Below are 21,727 nucleotides of genomic sequence, written 5' to 3' on the forward strand. Positions count from 1 at the left end.
CGAAGGAACTCTTGATCTTCTTTTCTGAATAGCCGTTTCTGGTATTACCGGAAACAGATTTGTGATGTTTTTGATAATCCAGGTGACCATCAAGTTCCCCTTCGAGCATTTTCTCAAGTCCTCTTTTCTGAATTTGTTTTAGAAAATTGCTGAGTTCTTCTCCTGATTTAAACTGTTTCAGAAACTCATCATCAAATAGATCTTCTTTTTTCATTTGTTGTGTAAGATTAGTACCTGGATTTTTATCGCAGGCAAGTTTATAAAATAAAGCGTTTAGTTTACCCTCTATTTTCTACTTACACAGTTTATGGTCTAGTCCCCATTAATTAGCAAAGTACATCTTAATCTTCCCTCGATTTTTAACCTGAATCTCCCCACGATATTCACAATCAACCTCAGATTTAATAAGATCATAGGTGTTTTTTGAAATATTAATTCTACCAGGAAAAGACATCGTTTCCATACGCGAGGCAACATTCACCGTATCTCCCCAAATATCATAAGAGAACTTTTTAGTTCCTACTATACCTGCTACCACAGGTCCCGTATGTATTCCAATTCTGATATTAAAACGGATTTCATCAGCTGTTTGATTTAATTTGGCTTGCACAACAAAGTTCTGTATTTCCATTGCTGCCTTAATCATTCTACATGCATGGTCTTGTGTAGGGAAAGGTAATCCACCAGCACACATATAGGCATCACCAACGGTCTTTATTTTCTCTAGTCCATATTTTTCAATTATTTCATCAAACTTTGTGAAATAGTAATCTATACTTTCTACCAATTTTTCAGGTGATAAGTTTTCAGCAAAATGAGTAAACCCCTCAAAGTCCGTAAATAACACGGTAACAGATTCAAATTTCTTAGCTTTAACACTACCATACTGTTTTAATTCTGCCGCTGTTTCTTCTGGTAAAATATTAAGGAGTAACTCATCAGACCGCTCTTTTTCACGCTCTATAATGCTTTTAGTTTTTCGGATATATCGATTACGCCTATAAAGTCCAAATGCCAACAATCCAATTAAGAATAAGGCAACACCTGTAGCAATAACGACTATCCGTTGGGTCTTTTGTTGTTGATTTAATAGGTCTACTTCAATTTGCTTCTGTGAAACCTCATAATTAGTACGCATATTGGCCATTTGCTGAACGGCTGTTATATTCTTTACGCTATCCTTATATATGATATGCTGTTTGTAATAATTAAATGCTTCTGCATCGTTATTATTGCTTTCATACAATTCCGACAGTTGCAAAAATGCCGCACTTATCTGATCTTTAAGATCATATTGTTTGGCAAGCTTAAGACTTTTTAAAGCATATTCTAATGCTGCATTCCAATCATTACGCTGCATATATATGTCAGACATATAGGTGAGGTAAACACAAATAGGATAATAGTCCCCAAGATCCTCCAATAGCGCAATAGCCTCAGAGATATTTTTTTCTGCAGTTGCATATTGTCCAAGTTGGGCATACGCCAATCCCACATTTCCTAAATTATAAGCCATCCCAATCTTTGAGTTCAGTGCCTTGAATATTGCCCCTGATTTCTTGAAAAATATGAGCGCAGAATCTGGTTTGGCCATATTAAGATTGTATTCGTCTCCCAAATTTTCCAAAGCATTCGCATAATTTAAGGAGTCGTTTAACTCTTTTAGAATGGTTATAGCTTTATTGTAATATTGAATGGTGTTATTATGGTTACCCATAATAGAATAGACATGGGCAATGGAAGTGTATAAAAGTCCCAAATCGTGATTCAGGTTTTCTTTATTGGCGAGTTCTACCCCTTTAAAATAACTCGCTAATCCTTCACTAAGATCTCCTTTTAGTCGGAGAGAATTGCCTTTTTCCCGATACCCCACAAGAAGAAATTGAGTGGAACCTAATTCTTTGGCTGTTTTTAGTAGTTCTTCACTATAATGTAATGATTTTTCTGGATTTGGATGGTTTTTAGCAAGCTCTCCCAGTAGTTGTAAACGGTCTTTATTGGCAAAGTTGCCAGCATTATAAATTAATTCGAGACTATCCGTCATTGATTTATTCTGACCGTAAAAGGGAGAACAGCATAGCATAAGAAATCCGACGCAATAAACGGTCTTGGTGTAGCATTCTCTTATTATCACAAAGATTAAAGTTATCATCATACCGTAGATGCTGTCTGACTTATACCCTGATTTTTGGATCAATTTCGTAGGTTTCACCTTCTAGGCTGAATCTTATAATATACTTATAAACGTTATCTTTAGTTTTAGATTTTATTTTCGCTTTAACCTTCTTTCTATTATTTCCGTTATTTCTATTTCCCTTAAGCTTTTTGCTTTTAAAAAGGTCTTTTCTATTGGGGTTTTGGATATCATCTATAACTTCAATCTCCTCAATATTCACTTCTTCCCCGGAGGACGACTCTCCCTCCCACTCTACTACATCGTTCTCATTTACAAAAATGGTGAATGCTTCAGGGTCTTCTAAATCGGCCACTTCGGTTCCTTCACTTACAGAAAAAGAAAAAGCTTTTTTATTATTCCCTTGGTTTAACAAATCCGTATCTACATATAAAGTTATAATATGTATAGTTTGGGCGTAGGTGATGCTACTGAACATTACTAGCAAAATTCCACATATAATGAAATGGTACTTATTGGTTCTCATAATCTGAAGATTTTATATGAATTAATATGTAATTTACCATCCATATAACTCATAACGCTATAGATAAGGACGAATCCATACTTTGATTGTCCCAAAGGGCTCTTTCGGTTATCCGATTAACAGAAAAGGTTTATGGCCCTGTTATTCATCTAAGAATATAGCTGCTTATAGGAAACATCTACAAAAGAAAACATCAGATTTCTGCTATGAATTTCTTATCTTACAAGTACCCCCGTACTAGTAGGTTAAAACATGACTTGCTATTCTAGAAAACAATTTAACTCAGTTTTTAATGGAGCAACCACAGCATTCCTCAGTAGGTAGAAAACCAGATAATACTAGTAAACCTTTGAGAAGAGGGAGTCATACCGAAGACTTGGTAGATCATTATTGGGGAAGTATTAACTATGTGTTTAGTCTAATAAAGGCTTCTGAAGTTAAAGCCGGACTTATTCTCTCCTTTTATGGCATTCTTCTTAATTTCTTATATAAAAATATCTCCTATTTGTTATTGGTGGCTGCAGATTATTTTGTGATTTATGGGTTGCTCGCAATTTGGATAGGTTTAACGATGGGGTCAATTTATTTTAGTATTCGATGTTTTATGCCTAGGATTGAATCTAAATTTGACAAAAACATGTTCTTTTTTGGAGATGTGATTAGTAAATATGGAACAATAAAGGAGTTTTCTAAAACCTTTTATAAGATAAGCTTGGATGAGGTAGAACTCTTTGATCAAATGGGGCAACAAATCTTTATAAACTCTAAAATTGCAGCTGTAAAATTTAAGAATGTAAATAGAGCTATACGCTTATTAGCTTTTAGCCTAGTGATATTATTCTTGTTGTTAGTTTCTGTCCTATTTATATCAGATATGAGATAAAGTGCACTTCAACCAACCAATTTGTATTCTTGGAAATTTTTAAATCATCATATCCTCGACAAGACCCTCAGGCTATATCTATTTTACATGATGCGCTAAATAAAAACCAATCAACCTCTACTTGAATGGAACAGGCAGGCCCGCCTGGTTAGTTCGGGCAAGCCCGCCTAGTTAGTTCGGGCAAGCTCTTAGGATATAGTCCTCAAATATTAATTAAAGCCTTAGTTGATGACATTGAACTGGAAATTAAATGAACTATATCAGATTTAATTATTTGGGAAAAGACGGCTATCTAATCCAGGGATAAGCTTTAAGGCATTTTTATAGTACACTTTTTTTAAGACATCGTCAGGGAGATCCATTCCATACATAGCCCAAAAAGCATGGTATTTTTTATGATATGGAAAATATTCATCATCAGATTCTAAGACCCTAAAATAAGTAGGGAACTCTTCTGGTTTCCAACTATCCTTTCCAAATAAAATACGATCTTGATATTTAATAAAGAATTTACGTGCATTTCTTGGTTGTCTCCCTAATTCCGCAATAATAGCACCTATTCCTACATACATATTAGGCATTTGGTCTAGTAGATTACCAAGCGTTGCCAAATCATTAGCATAGAATCCCATATGCGCATTTATAAAAGTGGTTTTCGGATGATTTTTAAAAATATTGTGTTGTTCTGAAATGATTTGTTCCCAAGGAGCTGGGTTCGTATTAGAGCGTTTTCTTCTGGGATGGGTTTTTAGTTCCAACCATCGTTCGTTATCAGAATCTATATCATCCCAAAAAGCTTTTACATCTGCAGAGTGAATAAGCACAGGAACCCCTAGCTCACCACATTTCTCCCAAATAGGCCCCAACCGTGGATCGTCAATAGCTAACCGCTTCCCTGTAATATCCTTATTTCTTAACCCCAAACTTTTATATACTTTTAAGCCTTTTGCTCCATTTTTTATATCCTCTTCTAGTTGAGCTACGGCTTTTTCGGTCCAATTTGGGCTGCCTACCCCTTCAAAATCTACATTAGCAAAAATTGCGAATCGATTCGGATAGTTATTCTTTACATTTTCTAAGGATTTTTGAAGTGGCACGCCTGAGCCCCCGCTAAGGTTGACCATTATAGCCAAATTAAGCTTATCCATATCTGCAATAAGGGGTGCAAGATCTTGAGTAGGCATGTTATATTGATGTCCATGAACGTCTATAAAAGGAAATTTCGCCTTTTTAATTTCTTTTCCTGGAACCTTAAGGGTAGATTTTGGATTGTATTCCTCAAAACCCATTTCTTGTCCAATAAGATTTGAGGCGTTTATGATTCCAATTAAAAGTGAAGCGATAATGTATCTTCTATTCATAGTTCTCTTGCTTTTTGAACTAAATATATGGTTTATTGAGATAATTAGGGAAAATTAAAAGCTATTTATATTTAAGGCTGTACTAGAAAAATGAGCTGTACTGGGGGTTGACTTCCTTCTCCTATTTTGCTTTTTTATTGAGGAACGACTAACTTTAATCTACTATGGAAAAGGAAGCATTAGAATTTGCCCGAAAGGCTCATGGTAATCAGCAACGAAAATATAAAGAGGAATTGTATATAGCGCATCCGATACTTGTAGCGGAAATGTTAAGTGAATTTCCTCACACTTCAGAAATGATATGCGCGGCCTACCTGCATGACGTGGTGGAAGATACGGAAGTGTCCTTAAAGCAAATAAACAAGAAATTTGGGAAGAAAGTGGCCAAACTAGTAGAGGAACTTACCGATGAATTTACAAAAGAAAAATACCCAGAACTTAACAGACGTTGGAGAAAGAAAAAAGAAACCGAACGAATAGCCAACATCAGTAGTGAGGCACAAAGCATAAAACTTGCTGATATAATTGACAACTTACCAAGTATAAGTAAAAATGACCCTGGGTTCGCCAAACGTTATATCCCAGAAATGAAAGCGCTGGTACAAGTGTTAAAAAGTGGGCACCCACAATTATTGGAACGAGCGCAGAAGCTTGTCAAATAGGCTAAAGAAACCGTTTATTAGAAATGGATTTCCAGTTTAAAGTAGACCTACAAGGAGTCAGTAATCGGTGATCAGTAACCAGTTTCGGTCAACCTATATCAGGGGCGTACAATTATTTATACTTTACTAGTAAGGTGGCTGAAGCCACCTATATCTAATTACCAGCGGGATTAGCTACCGGATTATTGGAGATTGGGCTTGCCTATCGTTAAATAAGCATAGTAAAAATCAATTATAATAGAGGGTAATTGTGTTATAGTCCTCACTTTATGTCGATTGAGAAATCTCAACCTCTGGAGGTATTAATTTACCAAAAGTAGTTTATTAGACAACAAGTGAAGCTTTCAAACTTTGGCTAAAGCCCTTTTTTATTTTACTAATAATCCCCGTGATTAATCACGGGGCTATTTAATACCTTTCGTTAGATCTTGGAAAAGTTGACCGTTTTTAGGAAGCAAGATTAATTCCCAGTATGCCTTAGCAATTAACTACTCTACACTTTGTACAAACGAAAGCTCCGCTTCAACATTATATCCCTACATCTTGCACTTTCAGGCAAACCACCTCCCTTTGACCTGTGGTGTAGTTTACCTGTTGTAGGTAGGCTCAGTCAAAGTACAAAGGGAGGTGGGTGTATATTTTAGTAATTGTCAACCTTTATCATAGACGTACAATCTCAATACTCAATACTATGTACTATCATCTAACTAAACATATATTGAGTATGCATTATGTTGTTAGTTTTGTAATTGAATCATAAGTGCTTTTAATCAATTTCTCTAACCTACTTGCTTTCATTTAGTTCATTGCTTTCTATTTCCTTTTTAAAGGAATTCATGAACCTCCTACGTCGGTTTCTTTTGCTCGCCCAAAAGAAACGAACAGGGCCGATAAACTAAGGTACGGTGTACCTTGGTTTAGAGGAGCCAGCCGTAGCGAAGGCCGGCGCGCCATCTGGCCCCTTGCTGCAAATGCAAATCGTTGCATTTACATCGCGGTCCTCTGAGGATAAGGAATTTTGCTTCGCTATTTAAATAGAATATTATTAAATATATACCCGAAACTTAAGTTAGCTAAAGTTCGTGTTCTCGGGCCTGCCCGAGGGAAGAACTCAATACTTTGTACTCAATACTTTGTACTCAATACTTTGTACTAACAACTACTTTGTACTCCCTACTTTGTACTCCCTACTCAACAACCCCCTTCAGCATCTTCAGATACTCCTCATAGGTATCCACATCAGCTGTTTTCCCTTTAGGATCTATGCTTATTAGTCTGTCTTTATGAAGTCTAATAATATCCCTGGCCCCAGAATCTTTATTGAGTTGCAGTAACTCTAAAAAATGGGAAGAATCAAAAATAGCGGGTACGCCATTTCCGTGGTTATATTTTGTGGTAATTATACTATACTTAGCTTCGTTAAATGCGGTAATTAGCTCATTTAAGTAGGAAGTATCTATCAAAGGTTGGTCTGCCAACATTACTAGAATACCATCATAATTTTCGGTCTTCTCTAAAATAAATCTAGTGGCATTTGCAATGGAACTGCCCAATCCGGATTCCCAATCCTGATTATAGATAACGGCCTTATCCTTTAATTCTATGCTTTTTTTAATTTCATTAGCCCTTGCACCTAGCACAACATATACATCCTTAGCATCCGAATCCGTCGCGGTTTTAATAGCATTTCCAATAAGGGTAGATTTTCCCCAAGGCAACAGTTGTTTTGCTGTCCCCATTCGGGAAGAAGCTCCGGCGGCCATAATAATAACTGCGATATTGGATTTTATATCTTTCATTAATCGTGAATACCCTTTTTTTTATCTTTTAAAGGGATGGGTTTTTGATTTCTTAGGACCGATAAAATTTCGGCAATAATAGACACTGCTATTTCCTGTGGAGTTTCTGTCCCTAAATTGAGTCCGGCCGGTCCATGGATACAATCCAAGAAATCATAGGATAATGAGGGACTACGCTCCAATAATTCATTAAAGAGCTTTTCCCTACGACGGTGAGGGCCTAGAAGCCCTAAATATAATGGTTGTACATCTTTTAAAGCCATAAGATAACTAAGGTCTTTAGAATAACTATGGTTCATTAGAACAATTGCAGTGCGATTATCTATAGAATTTACAGGGAATTCATTAGGTAGTATCCCCATAAATTCATGGGCACCCTCAAAGTCCAAGATGTTTTTTTCCTCAGCAGGGTCAGCAATAATAGTAACTTCCCATCCTAATTGAGAGGCCAAGGTATTTAATTGTACTGCATCGTGCTCAGCACCAATAATGAAAAGCTTAAAACAAGGCTCCATTTCTTGTTCAAACAAGTTCAACCCCCCACCTTGTTTAAAATCAGAATAGATTGGTAAAATAGCATCTCCGAAATGTACCATAGAGCCATAATGCTTATTAATGGCTTCTTTCTTCTCAAATATCGAGACTACCTTAAAATTACGACGCAATTTTAAGGTTTCTGTAAAGGCTTCCAAAAATTCAGTGTTGGGACGAAAAGGTTCTAACAAAATGTAAAGTACTCCCTCACATCCCAATCGATAACGACCATCATATGTTATAACTTTAGCCGTATTATCATTAAATACTGACTGTGCCTGTCTCAGCACCTCTTTTTCCACACAGCCACCACTCACTGCACCTATCATATGACCATCTTCTAGAATCAACATTCTAACCCCTGGTCTTCGGTAAGAGCTACCGTCAAGTGCTACAACCGTAGCTAATACGCATTGCTGACCTTTTAATGTGGCTTGTTGGTATTCCTTAATGATATTTTTGAGTTCGTGTGTCATAATCACCAAAGTGGTTTGGTTGGGACAAAAGAAACCGATTCTCCCGCTTCATAAAATTCTTTTACTGGATCTAAAACTATAAAACCATCTGTAAGCGCTAAACTGGTAAGGTCTCCAGAGCCATTTTCCTTTACCTGAGAGACTAATAATCGTCCATCTGCACATTTTAATCTTACTCTTAGTAACAGCGTTAAGTCGCCCTTAACGGGGATCCCCTCCTCCAAAATTACGGTAATTTTTGGGTTGGGAAGATTTAAGGAAGATCTTAACCAATTTTTAAAGTAGACCTGATAGTTAGCAAAGGTAGAAGCTGGATTACCAGGAAAAGAAAACACCAAAGTGCCAATAGTAGGTTGTTTACCAAACCAAAAGGGTTTTCCAGGTCTTTGAAGCACCCGATGAAATACTTTATCTACCCCCAATTCTTCTAGTACGTCAGGAATAAAATCGTACTTTCCTTTAGATACCCCACCACTGAGCAGAACTACCTCAAAATTATACAGGATATTAGCTAATTCCTCCTTGATAACTTCCTTCTCATCTACAAGGTGAAATTCTTTTGGAACTATGCCCTCTTGAGATAATGCTCCGAAAAGGGTGTGAATATTAGATTTCCTAATCTGATGTGATAGGGGTTGCTCCCCTACTTCTACTAACTCGTTCCCTGTAGAGATAATAGCGACCCTAGGGAGTCTTTTCACTAATACGGTAGATTTCCCTACGGAAGCCAAAACGCCTATCTCTGAGGCTGTAATTTTGGTGTTTTTTTGTAGCACCGTTTCTCCCGATTTCCTATCGCTACCTTTAGGGTGAATATCCTGTCCCTTGGTTGGGTTCTGTATTAAAGTAGCCCAACCGTTTTCTATCACCAAATGCTCGTACATTACTACGGTATCGGCATTATCTGGAACAACAGCTCCAGTCATTATTTCAATTGCTTGCTCCGTGTTACTCAAAAGTGTAGGCGCCACACCTGCGGGGAGTATACCTTCTATTTTAAAAGTAGTCTGCCCAGTAGCAATAGAATCGTAATTTATAGCAATGCCATCTTTTGTAGCTCTATTAAACGGAGGGAAATCTCTATCTGCAATAACTTCTTCGGCAAGTACCCTTCCCATTGCCATTTTTAAAGGGATTTGTTCTGTACCAAAATCCTGTTTATAATCTAATACTTTTTTAAGTGCTTCTTTAAATGAAATCATAGTTGCAATTTACGGAACCTATCTAATGCCTAGTTCGACATTATTTTTGATGTATCATAAGTTTATTAAGACCTCCTTCTACATTATAAAAGGAATAATCCTTTAATATTCCTTGTAACCTACTTACCCCTGTTCTGCTACGGCTCCCGGACTGACAGATAAGATAAATAGGCTCGTTAGAATTCATTTCTAAATGGACCTCCATAAGTTGATCTAATGGAATGTTAACCGCCTTAGATTGTATCCATGAATCCTTTTTAAACTCTTCTTCAGTCCTAACATCTATCACTTGTAAGTTATTATTGGACTCCCAAATTTTTAGAAACGCCTCACTCCCTATAGTTGCAATAGCTTCGCAACTTTCGTTTCCATAGCTTTCTTTTAAGGATAATAGTTGAAAGTTTTTTGGATTCGCATTAAATTTTATTGTTTGATAGTTATGCGCCAAACCGTTGAACAAGAGTAACTTCCCAGCCATTATTTCTCCTATATGAGTAATTATCTTAACAACTTCTAAGGCTTGAAGCGATCCAATAATTCCTGGTATTACACCAAGCACACCGTTCTCGTTACAATTAGGTATTTCATTTTGGGAGGGCATATTAGGGAACAAACATCTATAGGTAGGTCCACCTTTGTAGTTATAAACACTAAGCTGTCCCTCAAAGCCTTGGATAGCACCCGAAACAAATGGTTTATTAAGGATAACACAGGCGTCATTCACTAAATATCGGGTAGGAAAATTATCGGATCCGTCTAATACTAAGTCAAATTGTGAAATAATCTCCAAAGCATTTTCTCTGTTTAGAAATTTTTCAAACGCAATAAAATTGGTGGCCGAATTTTGGGACTTTAAGTGTGCCACAAGGGTTTTTAATTTAGATTTCCCTAAATCGACTTCCTTATACAATACCTGTCGTTGTAGATTTGTAAGTTCTATATTATCTTGCTCAATAATACCTAAGGTTCCCACTCCCATAGCATTTAGGTAAGATAGCGCTGGAGTTCCTAGTCCCCCCGCTCCAATTACCAAAACTCGGGCATCTTTTAATTTCTGTTGGGCCTCTGGACCAAATTCTTTTAAATTAGTTTGCCTTTGATATCTATTGAATTCCATTTATAGAAAATGTTATTAGGATATTTCTAACGAAGAATGTAGATGGTTAACTTATTTTCCTACTATTTATCCTTTTAAAATTGTTATTATGAGCCTTAAGTTATGCCCTGTATGTAACACTATAGGCTGCGGGATTCATTACAATATTGATAATACCTTTTCGTAATCTTCCTTATAATTGGCATTCAACAATACTTCCTCATTTTCTGGGTAAAGCAGCTGAATATCTTCATTAATTAAGAATTTACGGGGACAAGACCCATTTCCTGCATTTAGATATGCAATGGATTTATGTAATCCTTCCGGTTCCCATATCGCACAAAGGGGTTCTGGCAAGCCACTTTCTCTTGTAGCAAAGGCAGTAGCAAGTTTACTAGCGTCTCTTCCTAGAATCAACTGTTTTAACGCATTTAGATCCATCAAAGGCAGATCACAAGCCAATACCAACCAACTTGCCTTAGGGTCTAGGTAATGTGCACTTAAAAGACCATTATAAGGCCCCTTATATTCATCCCGATCTACAATCAACTTATATTCTTCACTAAACTCAGGAACCTGTTCTTCCCTAACACTCATATAGGCATTATTACAAAGTGGTTTTAGTAAGTTGTAAAGATACTCGCGTTGCGGTACCCCATGGTAATCTATCAGCCCCTTATCAATTCCCATTCTTGTACTTTTCCCACCGGAAAGTACAAGTCCGTTTATTTTATTAGCTTTCATAACAGCAATTTTCTTTTATGATTAGCCTCCAATGGAGGTCATGGAATTTTGAAATATTCCCGAATATTTTTCTTGTTCCTCAAAGCCTGTTTTAGATCTACTCCCAATAGCCTTAAGAATATGTTCTTTAATTCGCTCTTCTACATTCTCCCCTCTCATTATATCTCTTAAATTCAGTCTAGGCTTACCATAAAGGCAAGTAATTACATCTCCGGTGGCCGAAATCCTAAGTCGATTACAACTTCCACAAAAGGTTCTAGAAAAAGAAGGGATTAGACCAAAGGTGCTTTTATGTCCCTTAATTTGGTAATTAATAGAAGTAGATGTTTTGGGCGATTCTAATTTTGTAATATCAGGAAATTCCGATTGTATATGGGCTAATATCTTCTTATAATCCCATGTAATGGAATTAAAAGATTTACTGCCCCCGTTAAATGGCATTTCTTCCAGAAACCTAACGGATACCGGATAATGCCGCATTAACTTTAAAATAGGAATAATGTCTTGAGTATTCTGACCTTCCAATGCAATAAAATTAATCCGTACGTTAAATCCTTCTTCAATAAGCCTAGTAAGGTTATTATAGACCGTATCATATTGATCTCTTCGGGTAATTTTTTTAAAAGTCTCCTCTTCATTCGCATCTAGGCTTACATTGATATTTAGGATGCCTAGTTCTTTTAATTCTTTTATATAGGGTCCTATCAAAGTGGCATTAGTGGTGATAGAAATATCCTTTAACCCTTCTAATTTGGATAATTTTCGCAGCAAAACCAATAAATCCTTCCTTACAAACGGTTCCCCTCCTGTAATACGGATTTTATCGATGCCTTGTTCTACCATAATTTCACTTAATCGACATAATTCTTCTATAGTGAAAAGCTGACTTTTTTTGGCAAAATCAATTCCTTCCGAAGGCATGCAATAGTTACAGCGTAAATTACACCGATCTGTAACTGCAAGTCGTAAATAATTGATTTTTCTATTATGATTGTCTACTAACATTTATTCGCATTTTCCATTATCCCCCACTTACTGGTGGAATAAGTGCAATTTCATCAAAATTATCGATAATAGTATCATCATCTGCATATGAATTATTTACAGCAATTGCTAAAGAGGATAGTTTGTTTAGATCTGGGTACATTATACCCAAGTATTCTTTAAGTTCTTTTACAGTTTTTGTTTTTTTAGAGCCAAATTCACTTGTACTCGGCATAGATAAAGTAGAACTACCAACGATATCCTTAGTAATTCCAAAAAGTAGTATTGTCATATTAACCTTTAATTGTTTTTTCCGAAACATTCATTAGCTCCGGGAATTTTAAAAATGGCTGTGCAGTAAATCTATTACCGGTAGCAGCCTTTAGAGCGTTTGCCACTGCAGCTCCTGCTGGTGGCAAGGTAGGCTCTCCTAATCCTGTGGGTGCTATATCACTTTCTATCATATGTGTTTCTACCACAGGAACTTCTCTCATTCTTATTAAACGATAGCTATCGTAGTTGTTTGAATTAGGTATTCCATCTGAGAACTCCAAATCGCCATACATGGCATGACCCACACCATCTATTACCCCACCTTCAATCTGATTTATAGCTCCTAAGGGATTCACCACTACCCCACAATCTACTACACAGGTTACCTTTTTCACAACGGGAATTCCATTTTCTATTTCTACATCGGCAACCTCTGCAACATGAGAGTTATGACAATAGTAAGCAGCAAAACCTTGGTAAGTTCCAGCTCCTTTTCTTCCCCATCCCGATTTCTCAACTGCTACATTGATTACATTTTCTAATCGTTCTGGAGAATATTCAATACGCTCATCTGTAGTACCTTTTACATTTTGCAAAAGATCTATTCGCAATTGTATAGGGTCTACTTCCATAGTTTCTGCTAACTCATCAAAAAAGCTTTGCTCAGCAAAGGCTAAGAAATTGGTATAGGGTGCCCTCCAAGCCCCGGTAGTAATGTTACTCTTGTAATTAGCTACATCTACCTGATAATTGGCGATTGCTCCTGCAGGAAAAAAATTAGGTATTAGTCCATACATATTCCCGTTAATAGCAGCTTCTTTTAGATGGTAAGCAGTAACTTCACCATCCTTAACAGCCGCTTTAATTCTATATTTTATAGCTGGACGATAGGTACCAGCAGTCATATCATCTTCCCTAGTATAAATTAACTTAACTGGCTTTTTAATAACATTTGAAATTTCTGCTGCTTCATAAACAAAATCACCATACAGTCTTCTTCCAAAACCACCACCCATACGGGTCATTTCTAAGTGTACATCCTTAACATCTCTTCCCAACATACCTGCTACAGCGGTGGCAGCAAATTCTGGTGTCTGCACTGGCCCTACTAAGTGTATTTTTTCGCTGGTAACATTGGCAAAATAGTTCATGGGTTCCATACAATTATGGGGTAAAAAGGGCGACTCGTAGGTGCGTTCCAAAATCATATCTGCCTGAGAAAATGCGCTATTTATATCCCCATCTTTTCGTAGCGTTTCAAATTTATTACCATCCAAAAGACCTAATAATTGTTGGTCTTGATATTCCGTGCTTTCTAAAGGAGTTTCTTCTATCCAGTTTGCTTTTATGGCCTCTTTAGCTTTCATAGCTTCCCATGTGGTTTTTGCTATAACCACAACTTTGTCACTATTCGCTAAAGCAACTGTCCAGTTATTACTTTCCCCGGAAGTAAGTGCTCTTGCCTTTTCACCTATTGTAATAACATCTATAACTCCTGGCATAGCTCTTGCTTCGGTATCATCAAAAGATGCTAATTTCTGACCAAAAGCTGGTGGTCTAACCACAGCAGCATATACCATTCCATCTACCTTATAATCTAGTCCAAAAAGAGGTTTTCCGGTAACTATCTTATCAAGGTCCACATTAGGTGCATCCGTACCAATAATTTTAAAATCTTTATGATTTTTTAAGGTTACTTTTTCTGGTACTTCTAAAAAGGAAGCATCCCTAACTACGTCTCCATATCCTAATGTTTCTCCTTTACCATTGGTTATTACTCCTTCTGATGTGGTACAAGTAGACGGATCTACTCCCCATCTAGCAGCAGCAGCATTTACTAACATCTGTCTTGCTGTAGCCCCAGTATGCCTTAAAGGTTCCCACCCAAGTCGGATAGATTGACTCCCCCCAGCAAGCTGTCGGGTATAATTTTCAGTATCTAATATCCCTTGTTGTACATAGACATTTTTCCATGCCACATCCAATTCCTCTGCAATAAGCATTGGCATAGCTGTTTTTACCCCCTGCCCTATTTCTGGATTGGGAGCAAATATAGTTACCATCCCATTATCTGCGATCTTTATAAACGCATTAAAATCGTTGAAATTTAGTTTAGAAATATCTACTGGTGGTTTTATTTTGGGTTTACATGCGGTAAAAAGATTAAAACCTATTAGAATTCCGCCCCCAACTAAGGATGAAGTCCTAATAAAATCCCTTCGATTAAAAGCTATTTTGGATGTTGACATAATATTAATTTTTTAGTCCTAAATGAAGAAAAGGATTTATGATTTTGAAGATGATGATTTACTTGCTGCTAATGCCACTGCCTTATGAATTCTAGTGTAAGCAGCACACCTACAAATATTACCATGCATAGCACTTTTTATTTCCATTTCATCTGGATTTGGATTTCTACTTAAAAAAGCAGTTGCTGTCATGATTTGTCCGGCCTGACAATAACCACATTGCGGCACATCTACTTCCTTCCAAGCCAATTGTACTGGATGATCTCCATTTTCGGACAATCCCTCTATTGTAGTTATTTCTTTTTCTTCTATAGATGAAATTGGCAAAGAACAACTCCTAACAGCATTCCCGTCTATATGCACGGTACATGCACCACATTGTGCTATTCCGCAACCGAACTTTGTACCTACTAAATTTAAATGATCCCTTAGGACCCATAACAAAGGGGTGTCGCTTGCTACATCTATACTTTGAGGTTTTCCGTTAACTGTGATTTTATAAGTTGGCATAGTAGTTTTAGTTTAATTCCATCAAGACTTTACAAGTTATTAAAATTAAAAATATAAAAAATCAATTTAACAGTTTCTTGTGCGTGAGGAGAAACAATTTCATCCTCTCTTTACAAACTAGATTTATCTAAATAACAATGAACGTTTGGGTGTAGCCATAAAAACGAGGCGGGCAAAAAAGTAGAAATCTCTTTGTTCATTAATTTTTTAATGACATCTTTTTTACCCTCACCGGTGAGTAAGAATATAATTTCTTTAGATTGCAAAAGAGTAGCCATTCCAAGAGTAAGTCCATAATTTGGCTTGTGGGACATGGTTTTTGTCATACTTCCCATTAAAGAAGTAGGACTAAGTTCTGCAATATGACAATTGGGGGTTAGGTGTTTTGATGGTTCATTAAAACCAAGGTGACCATTTCTACCCATTCCTAAGATACATATATCTAATGGGCCTTTTTCCTGGATTTCATTATCCATTCGGTTACATTCTTTTTTTGCATCTACTGGGCTGCTATCGAACGACAGGTATCTTTCTTGTGGAATATTCATAGGCTCTAAAAGATTGGTCTTAAGATAGGTTTCGCAAGAATTAGGATCGGAGGCAGAAAGACCACCCCATTCATCCTGTTTTATAATCTTCAATTCATCAAATAAGGCTGACTCCTTTTTATAATGGTCTACCAGTTTTTTATATAACCCCATGGGAGAAGCACCTTTGGTGGGACAAAGAAGTTGGTTTGGTTGCTCCCTAAGGTTTGCTATGATTTGGTCACAGGCCATTTGACTCATTTCATGATAATCTGAACAATAATGTATTTCCATATTTAGTCAGCGGTTTATCATCCCATAATGTTGTAGCCAATTTTTCTTGAAAAAAGCTCTATTACATTATAAAGACATATTAAAGATTTAGTTGATTAGATTTAATTATTTGTCAATTCCTTAGACCTTACCCATTAAAATAAAGTATTAATAATAGGTTGCCAAAAGGGTGAATTTACTCTAATCTAGCTTTATGAATATAGACTAGAAGTAGAGTACATATAGCAATAAAAATGTCTATGTAAGCTACGAAAAATAAATTTGAATAAAGTCCTTAACAATAATTAACATAGAATTTTTATTCGATTATAATTTTAAATAGTTTTGACCGTTCTGCTAAATGAACCTAATTTATTTGAAAATGAAATTATACTCGAAAATAGCTGCTATTAGCTTTATTATAGCCTTGTTTATATCATGCGGTAACGCTGATGATGATGTTGAATTTGGGGTTAACCCTGGTGGAAACACCGATATCACTGGAGATTTAGGTCTTGGTAAACCTGTAGATAAGTGTTTAAATCTTGATGAAGGGGATCTAGTGCTATCTATCCAAAATCAATATACCACCTTACCAGGAAAAGTATCTGTTTTCTTTAGGGTATCGGATGATGAAGGAAAGCCTGTTGCTGGTTTAACTGCTGAGCAGTTTACTATTTATGAGCAAGGAAGGAATGATGCCTGCTTTAAAACGATATCTCCATCGGAATCCTTTGCAAGGATTTCTCCTAACGCTCAAATTTTCAATAGCAATACTGTTCTAGTACTAGATTTAAGTAATAGTGTGTTGGACTCTAGTTTGGAAGAATTAAAGTCAGCTTCCATCAGTTTTGTTAACAATGTGATGCCAGATCCAGATTCTGAGGTTTATAAAATGGCCATCTATTGGTTTAATGGGGAAGATAAATTACATTCTCTAACCCCTTTGACACATGTAAAACAAGACTTAATCAATTCTATTAGTGGTATTACTAAAGATATTAGTAAAGATCCATCAACGGATCTCTACGGAGCGGTAATAAAGTCTACAGACGTTGCAGAAAAGCTACTAAAAGAAAGTACTACAAATGATAGGATTGGTGCTGCTTCTGTGGTGATTTTTACCGATGGTACAGACCAAGCTTCCCGTTATACAGAGACTGCTGCAATCCAAAAAGTAGAAAGAGCAAACAATAACATTTCTTATTTCAGTATTGGATTAGGGGATGAAATAGATAACGATGTATTGAAAAAGATAGGTAAGACTCACAGCGTCTTTGCTACTGATAAAGCACAACTGGAAACTACCTTTAATGAAATCTCTGATCGTGTTTCTGAAAGAGCTAATAGTTTCTATCTTTTTGAATATTGTAGCCCAAAAAGAGACGGGAGTGGCGAAAGCAATTTAGCCATTCAAGTGAAAAAGGGTAACCGACAAGGTGCGGTGCAGACAAAATTTAATGCAAAAGGGTTTACAGGAGGCTGTGAATAATATTGACCTAGTCCTCTGATAACTAGTAAATAGGGCGTCGAATTAATTCGACGCCCTATTTTTTTGACCAAATATTATTAAACCAGAACATCTAATTCAGGAAACTGTACGTATAACTATAATGAAAACTATATGTAACCTTTAATTATTTAAAATGAAAAAAAGTATTTTAGTTGGTATATTAGGAATGGCAGTACTTTCTTCCTGTGTATCTAAAAAAAGGTATGTAGCCTTAGAAAGTGACCTTAATAATACCAAAAGTGTTTTAATGAAAACACAGGTAGAAAAAGAGGAATTAGAGTCTAAAATGTCTAAAATTGAAGCTAGGGTAATAGAATACAACCAAAAAATTAATTCCCTTCAAGAAATTAATGATTCTCAATTGACCGCTATAGATGATGTTGCTGTAATGAGCAATAATACTAAAGCTAAAATGAGAGCTACCTTAGCCAAAGTAGACCCAAGCCTATTGGCAGAGGCTAAGACAATGGAAGATTCCATAAACCTTGCTATCTCCCATAACCTAAAACAATCTATTTCTGATGAAGATGACGATGTTATGGTAAACATTGATAAGACTGTTGTTATGATCAATATCTCAGACAAGTTATTGTTTAACACAGGAAGCTATAGAGTTAGTAATAAGGCCCATTCTATTTTAGGGAAGCTTGCAGAAGTAATTAACTCTGAACCAAGTATGGAAGTTATGGTAGAAGGACATACCGACTCTAGAACTATTAATACTGCTATGTTCCAAGATAACTGGGACTTGAGTGTAAAAAGAGCCACCTCCGTTGTTAGATTATTACAAAATAAATACAATGTAAATCCTGCAAACTTAATTGCAGCAGGAAGAAGTAGCTATATTCCTCTAGTAGAAAACGATAGTAAAGAGAACAGAGCTAAAAACAGACGTACCAGAATAGTGATTATTCCTAATTTGGATAAGTTCTTTGCAATGTTAGACCCTGAGAGTCTTTAATAAGCATAAAACAAAAGAAAAAGGGATAGTGTTTTAAGCACTATCCCTTTTTTTATGCCGTAATAAAATTCCTTTTATACTATCGAAGTAGACTAAACGCTTATTTTAGAAGGAATTGCATAGCGAGAAGCCATAGTAGCCCGATGAGATTTATTTAAAAATTAGCGCATTGCTAAATTTCCCGTCCCCATTGTTTAGATCGATAAGAAATCCATTGACGATTGCATACTCATTTTTACCCTCCTTTTCTAACAAGAAAGTAGGATTGATACCTAGCTGGAGATTAAATGTATGAACCTTATAGTTGGGGCCTATAATGTGAAGGGGCATATTAGAAAATCGTTGGTTTTCTGGAATGTTCTCAATCCTTACATAGGTATACCCCAATCTTAAAAGCTCCTCAATATTTAATTGTGATAGCTCCTTTATATACTTCAGTGTCATTGGATATACTTTTCCAGGCGTAATGGTATAATCCTCTGCCTCTAATTCCTCGTATCCATAAAAGGTAGACAGATCTCCTTGATCTGCTACTCTACTACTGTAATAAAAGCTGTTTTTAGCGGGAATGTCCACCTCATTTCTATGAATACCTACATCTAGCTTATACGGTTTTCCCAATAAATTATAAGTTACTCCTATAAGCTTTAAGTCGAACAACTTTCTATCATTTTGAGGAATCTCCTCATATTCAGAAATTGGTATATCCTTATAATTCTCCTTGGCAATGGTATAAATGGCCGAAAGGATAGATACATAGTTTAGTTTTCTAATAAATTGTTTCTCTACATCATCCTTATATCCTCCCGATTCAATTAAAATGGCACTTGTTCCCCATTTTTGGATATTATCTCCAAAGGCCCTAGGTTCAAAATCATCATTATACCTTCCTACTTGTCCGGGAGCGTAATTTTGAATAATGCGGTTCATAAAGACAATAACCCTCATTGCATCTCCTCGAACCTCATTAATATCTTTTTCATAATTAAAAGCAGGTGCCAAATAGGAAATAGTAGCCGGCTTATTGGTTCTCTCCGCATTGTAATAAGTACTCTGATCGTGTAAATTGAAACCAAATTTAGCATTAAGACTATCACGAACTCTTTTGAGTGTTCTTCCCTCTGGGGATTGTAACATCAGCGCATCACGATTGATATCGATTCCCAAAGCATTTCTTCTATTATATCCCTGTGCTCCATCAGGGTTTAACATAGGTAAGAAGTGAAGTTTTAAATTTTTAAGTATATCCTCTTTTTCCTGTTTAAAGTCGTCACTAGCCAGAAAATGAAGAATATCAAAAATAGCCTGAGTAGCTGTTGGCTCGTTCCCATGCATCTGCGACCATAGAAACACATTAGTACTACCCGTACCAACACTTATTAATGAAAGGCTTCTACCCTCAATAGATTCCCCCACTTTATTCACTTCAAACCTCGGATCCTCACCAATTTTAGTGATAAGAGGCTGTATGTCTTCATGTTTTATTCGTCGCTCATCAATAGAGGGTTCTTTATACTTTTCATAGGTAGAAAAGAGTTTATTAGTAATATCATTCTGCTGTCCAAAAACAGAACAAACGGTAGTAATACACAATAAAATTAAAAGGTAATAATTCTTGTTCATAATACTATTTACTTGTAGGTAACGGTTTTAGATTAAGTGATTTTGTTGCTCTTCTTACTTTCTTCATAAATTTTTCTCCAGGATCTGTTTTAACGGTACGGTAGTTATCATTCTTTTCTAACCAGAGGTCCGTTCCTTCAAAAAGAGTATATTCGTAATGGCCTATAACGTAATCAATGTCGTATTTGGACTTTAAGTAGCGAACCAACCAAATATTAGATTTTAGTTGTGCTGGCGTTAATTTTGTATCCTTAGTTCCTCCTACATTCTCCACTCCTATAGCACAATGGTTAAGCCCTATAACATGTCTGGCCATTACCGTTTCTGGCATCAGTTGATAGATTGTTCCATCTTGATCTACTAAAAAATGAGCGGATACATTTAATCCACTTGCAGTTGCTATTTCTGGTCTCCAATTGGGCAGACTAGGGTTTTTAAATGCTTGGAATGACTTTTCTAGAGTGGGTATTACGGTCCAGTGCAATACTACCATCCTAGGGTCTATGGTAGGTTTTTCTTGTTCTAGCCCATATCGTTCAGATAAATATTCTAAAGTAAGATTTTCACGCTCTGCATTAAAGATTATAGGCATGTCTACAACCTCTCTTTTTATAGCACAAGACAAATTCAAAAGGACTACTAAAAGCAGTATAACAATTCTCATAAACGTAAGTTTGCTGGTTGATGTTAAAGCTACAAAATCATTCTATTTTTAGGGAATCTTTTTTTATTCGATAAAGGAGTGTCACTTTCTTTTTCCCCCACTTTAAGGCACTAGATTTATCTTCTCCCATATAGATATCTATCCGTCTTTTCCATTTAGAATTCATTTTATCTTTCACCACATACAGGGTGGTATCTCCTTTTATTCTAACCACCGTATTATGATCTAAGCCTAATGGAATTAAGTCTTGGGATACCGCTATGATTTTCATTCCAGGTTTTAGAGAATCTCCCCAAGCAGTAATGTTAGGGTGTATTTTGGAGGTTTGTGAAGGAAAAGAATTATAGGCTGTTGCGGTTACTCTAATAGACTCCCAATAATAATCATTTTCAGGCTCCTTGTTTTTGCAAGCTGATAGAGTAACTAAAAATACTATTAGGACAACATACTTAAAATAGAATGGCAATTTAGGTTTCATGAAATTATCGGCAAAGTTTTAGTCCATTCCACAAGATACCCACTTTTCACCACTATTTTAGCTACTTACACCACATTGATTTTATGGAGGAGGCATTTGGAGATATATTAGCTATATAAATAAGAAATAAAGCTTTTCATTTTCATATAGTGTTCTCGTAAAAGAGCCTTTTCCTAAGCGGAGAGGCTCTTTTTAGTTTACGAGAATTTTAATGGATATTATTTCCTCGATAATTGAGATTTGAATGCTCCGAGA

21 protein-coding genes are annotated in these 21,727 nt (G+C 36.2%); 4 read left to right on the top strand and 17 right to left on the bottom strand.

Annotated elements, in window-relative coordinates:
- The 3 genes from H344_RS0107210 to H344_RS0107220 form a co-directional block, all read right to left on the bottom strand.
- Nucleotides 1-214 (bottom strand): transposase (locus H344_RS0107210; RefSeq protein WP_026809701.1); only part of this gene is annotated, 214 nt, incomplete at its 3' end.
- A 108-nt stretch (nt 215-322) separates the two neighbouring features.
- The gene (locus tag H344_RS0107215; protein WP_240484957.1) at nt 323-2,044 is read right to left on the bottom strand and encodes an adenylate/guanylate cyclase domain-containing protein; all 1,722 of its coding nucleotides are present in this window, start codon (nt 2,042-2,044) and stop codon (nt 323-325) included.
- Between the two features lie 130 nt (nt 2,045-2,174).
- Nucleotides 2,175-2,660, bottom strand: coding sequence for a hypothetical protein (locus tag H344_RS0107220; RefSeq protein WP_026809703.1), 486 nt, complete (start codon nt 2,658-2,660; stop codon nt 2,175-2,177).
- Between the two features lie 292 nt (nt 2,661-2,952).
- On the opposite strand from H344_RS0107220, the gene H344_RS0107225 reads away from it, so the two are divergent.
- On the top strand, nt 2,953-3,543 hold the full coding sequence (locus H344_RS0107225) for a Pycsar system effector family protein (protein WP_026809704.1): 591 nt from the start codon (nt 2,953-2,955) through the stop codon (nt 3,541-3,543).
- Nucleotides 3,544-3,809: 266 nt separating this feature from the next.
- Here H344_RS0107225 and H344_RS0107230 read toward each other — a convergent pair whose 3' ends face one another.
- The gene (locus H344_RS0107230; RefSeq protein WP_026809705.1) at nt 3,810-4,904 is read right to left on the bottom strand and encodes an amidohydrolase family protein; all 1,095 of its coding nucleotides are present in this window, start codon (nt 4,902-4,904) and stop codon (nt 3,810-3,812) included.
- Nucleotides 4,905-5,068: 164 nt separating this feature from the next.
- Between H344_RS0107230 and H344_RS0107235 the strand changes: the two genes are divergently transcribed.
- A complete protein-coding gene (locus H344_RS0107235) occupies nt 5,069-5,566 on the top strand; it encodes an HD domain-containing protein (protein WP_026809706.1) in 498 nt (165 codons plus the stop codon).
- Between the two features lie 1,187 nt (nt 5,567-6,753).
- On the opposite strand, the gene H344_RS0107240 is transcribed toward H344_RS0107235, so the two are convergent.
- The 10 genes from H344_RS0107240 to H344_RS0107285 form a co-directional block, all read right to left on the bottom strand.
- Nucleotides 6,754-7,365 (bottom strand): nucleotidyltransferase family protein, encoded by a 612-nt coding sequence (locus tag H344_RS0107240; RefSeq protein ID WP_026809707.1) that lies wholly within the window; start codon nt 7,363-7,365, stop codon nt 6,754-6,756.
- On the bottom strand, nt 7,365-8,375 hold the full coding sequence (locus H344_RS0107245; RefSeq protein ID WP_026809708.1) for an XdhC family protein: 1,011 nt from the start codon (nt 8,373-8,375) through the stop codon (nt 7,365-7,367). Before H344_RS0107245 ends, H344_RS0107240 begins: the two co-directional genes overlap by 1 nt.
- Nucleotides 8,376-8,377: 2 nt before the next feature.
- Complete coding sequence (locus H344_RS0107250; protein ID WP_026809709.1) at nt 8,378-9,577, bottom strand: molybdopterin molybdotransferase MoeA; 1,200 nt, start codon at nt 9,575-9,577, stop codon at nt 8,378-8,380.
- A 40-nt stretch (nt 9,578-9,617) separates the two neighbouring features.
- Nucleotides 9,618-10,694 (bottom strand): HesA/MoeB/ThiF family protein, encoded by a 1,077-nt coding sequence (locus H344_RS0107255; protein WP_026809710.1) that lies wholly within the window; start codon nt 10,692-10,694, stop codon nt 9,618-9,620.
- 138 nt (nt 10,695-10,832) lie between these two features.
- Complete coding sequence (locus H344_RS0107260; RefSeq protein ID WP_034256313.1) at nt 10,833-11,417, bottom strand: NTP transferase domain-containing protein; 585 nt, start codon at nt 11,415-11,417, stop codon at nt 10,833-10,835.
- A 21-nt stretch (nt 11,418-11,438) separates the two neighbouring features.
- Nucleotides 11,439-12,422, bottom strand: coding sequence for a GTP 3',8-cyclase MoaA (gene moaA / locus H344_RS0107265; RefSeq protein ID WP_084148749.1), 984 nt, complete (start codon nt 12,420-12,422; stop codon nt 11,439-11,441).
- Nucleotides 12,423-12,438: 16 nt separating this feature from the next.
- The gene (locus H344_RS0107270; protein WP_026809713.1) at nt 12,439-12,693 is read right to left on the bottom strand and encodes a MoaD/ThiS family protein; all 255 of its coding nucleotides are present in this window, start codon (nt 12,691-12,693) and stop codon (nt 12,439-12,441) included.
- 1 nt (nt 12,694) lies between these two features.
- Nucleotides 12,695-14,923, bottom strand: a complete 2,229-nt coding sequence (locus tag H344_RS0107275) for a xanthine dehydrogenase family protein molybdopterin-binding subunit (protein WP_026809714.1) — start codon at nt 14,921-14,923, stop codon at nt 12,695-12,697.
- Nucleotides 14,924-14,959: 36 nt separating this feature from the next.
- Complete coding sequence (locus H344_RS0107280; RefSeq protein WP_026809715.1) at nt 14,960-15,433, bottom strand: (2Fe-2S)-binding protein; 474 nt, start codon at nt 15,431-15,433, stop codon at nt 14,960-14,962.
- A gap of 110 nt (nt 15,434-15,543) precedes the next feature.
- The gene (locus H344_RS0107285; RefSeq protein ID WP_026809716.1) at nt 15,544-16,254 is read right to left on the bottom strand and encodes a 6-phosphogluconolactonase; all 711 of its coding nucleotides are present in this window, start codon (nt 16,252-16,254) and stop codon (nt 15,544-15,546) included.
- A 361-nt stretch (nt 16,255-16,615) separates the two neighbouring features.
- Here H344_RS0107285 and H344_RS0107290 point away from each other — a divergent pair, with 361 nt between their 5' ends.
- Together H344_RS0107290 and H344_RS0107295 are read left to right on the top strand one after the other, a co-directional pair.
- Complete coding sequence (locus H344_RS0107290; protein ID WP_026809717.1) at nt 16,616-17,725, top strand: vWA domain-containing protein; 1,110 nt, start codon at nt 16,616-16,618, stop codon at nt 17,723-17,725.
- 154 nt (nt 17,726-17,879) lie between these two features.
- Entirely contained in the window at nt 17,880-18,707 is an 828-nt protein-coding gene (locus H344_RS0107295) for an OmpA/MotB family protein (protein WP_026809718.1), read from the top strand.
- Nucleotides 18,708-18,857: 150 nt separating this feature from the next.
- Here the strand turns inward: H344_RS0107295 and H344_RS0107300 are convergent, their stop codons facing one another.
- Genes H344_RS0107300 through H344_RS0107310 form a run of 3 tightly spaced genes read right to left on the bottom strand, consistent with a single transcriptional unit; the run spans nt 18,858 to nt 21,472 of the window.
- Nucleotides 18,858-20,330: a M14 family zinc carboxypeptidase gene (locus H344_RS0107300; protein ID WP_026809719.1), complete on the bottom strand. Its 1,473-nt coding sequence runs from the start codon at nt 20,328-20,330 to the stop codon at nt 18,858-18,860.
- A 4-nt stretch (nt 20,331-20,334) separates the two neighbouring features.
- The gene (locus tag H344_RS0107305) at nt 20,335-20,994 is read right to left on the bottom strand and encodes a peptidoglycan recognition protein family protein (protein WP_026809720.1); all 660 of its coding nucleotides are present in this window, start codon (nt 20,992-20,994) and stop codon (nt 20,335-20,337) included.
- A 37-nt stretch (nt 20,995-21,031) separates the two neighbouring features.
- Entirely contained in the window at nt 21,032-21,472 is a 441-nt protein-coding gene (locus H344_RS0107310; RefSeq protein WP_026809721.1) for a 3D domain-containing protein, read from the bottom strand.
- Nucleotides 21,473-21,727: the final 255 nt, after the last annotated feature.

The organism is Arenibacter latericius DSM 15913, from assembly GCF_000424985.1.
In the GTDB taxonomy this organism is placed as follows: Bacteria; Bacteroidota; Bacteroidia; order Flavobacteriales; family Flavobacteriaceae; genus Arenibacter; species Arenibacter latericius.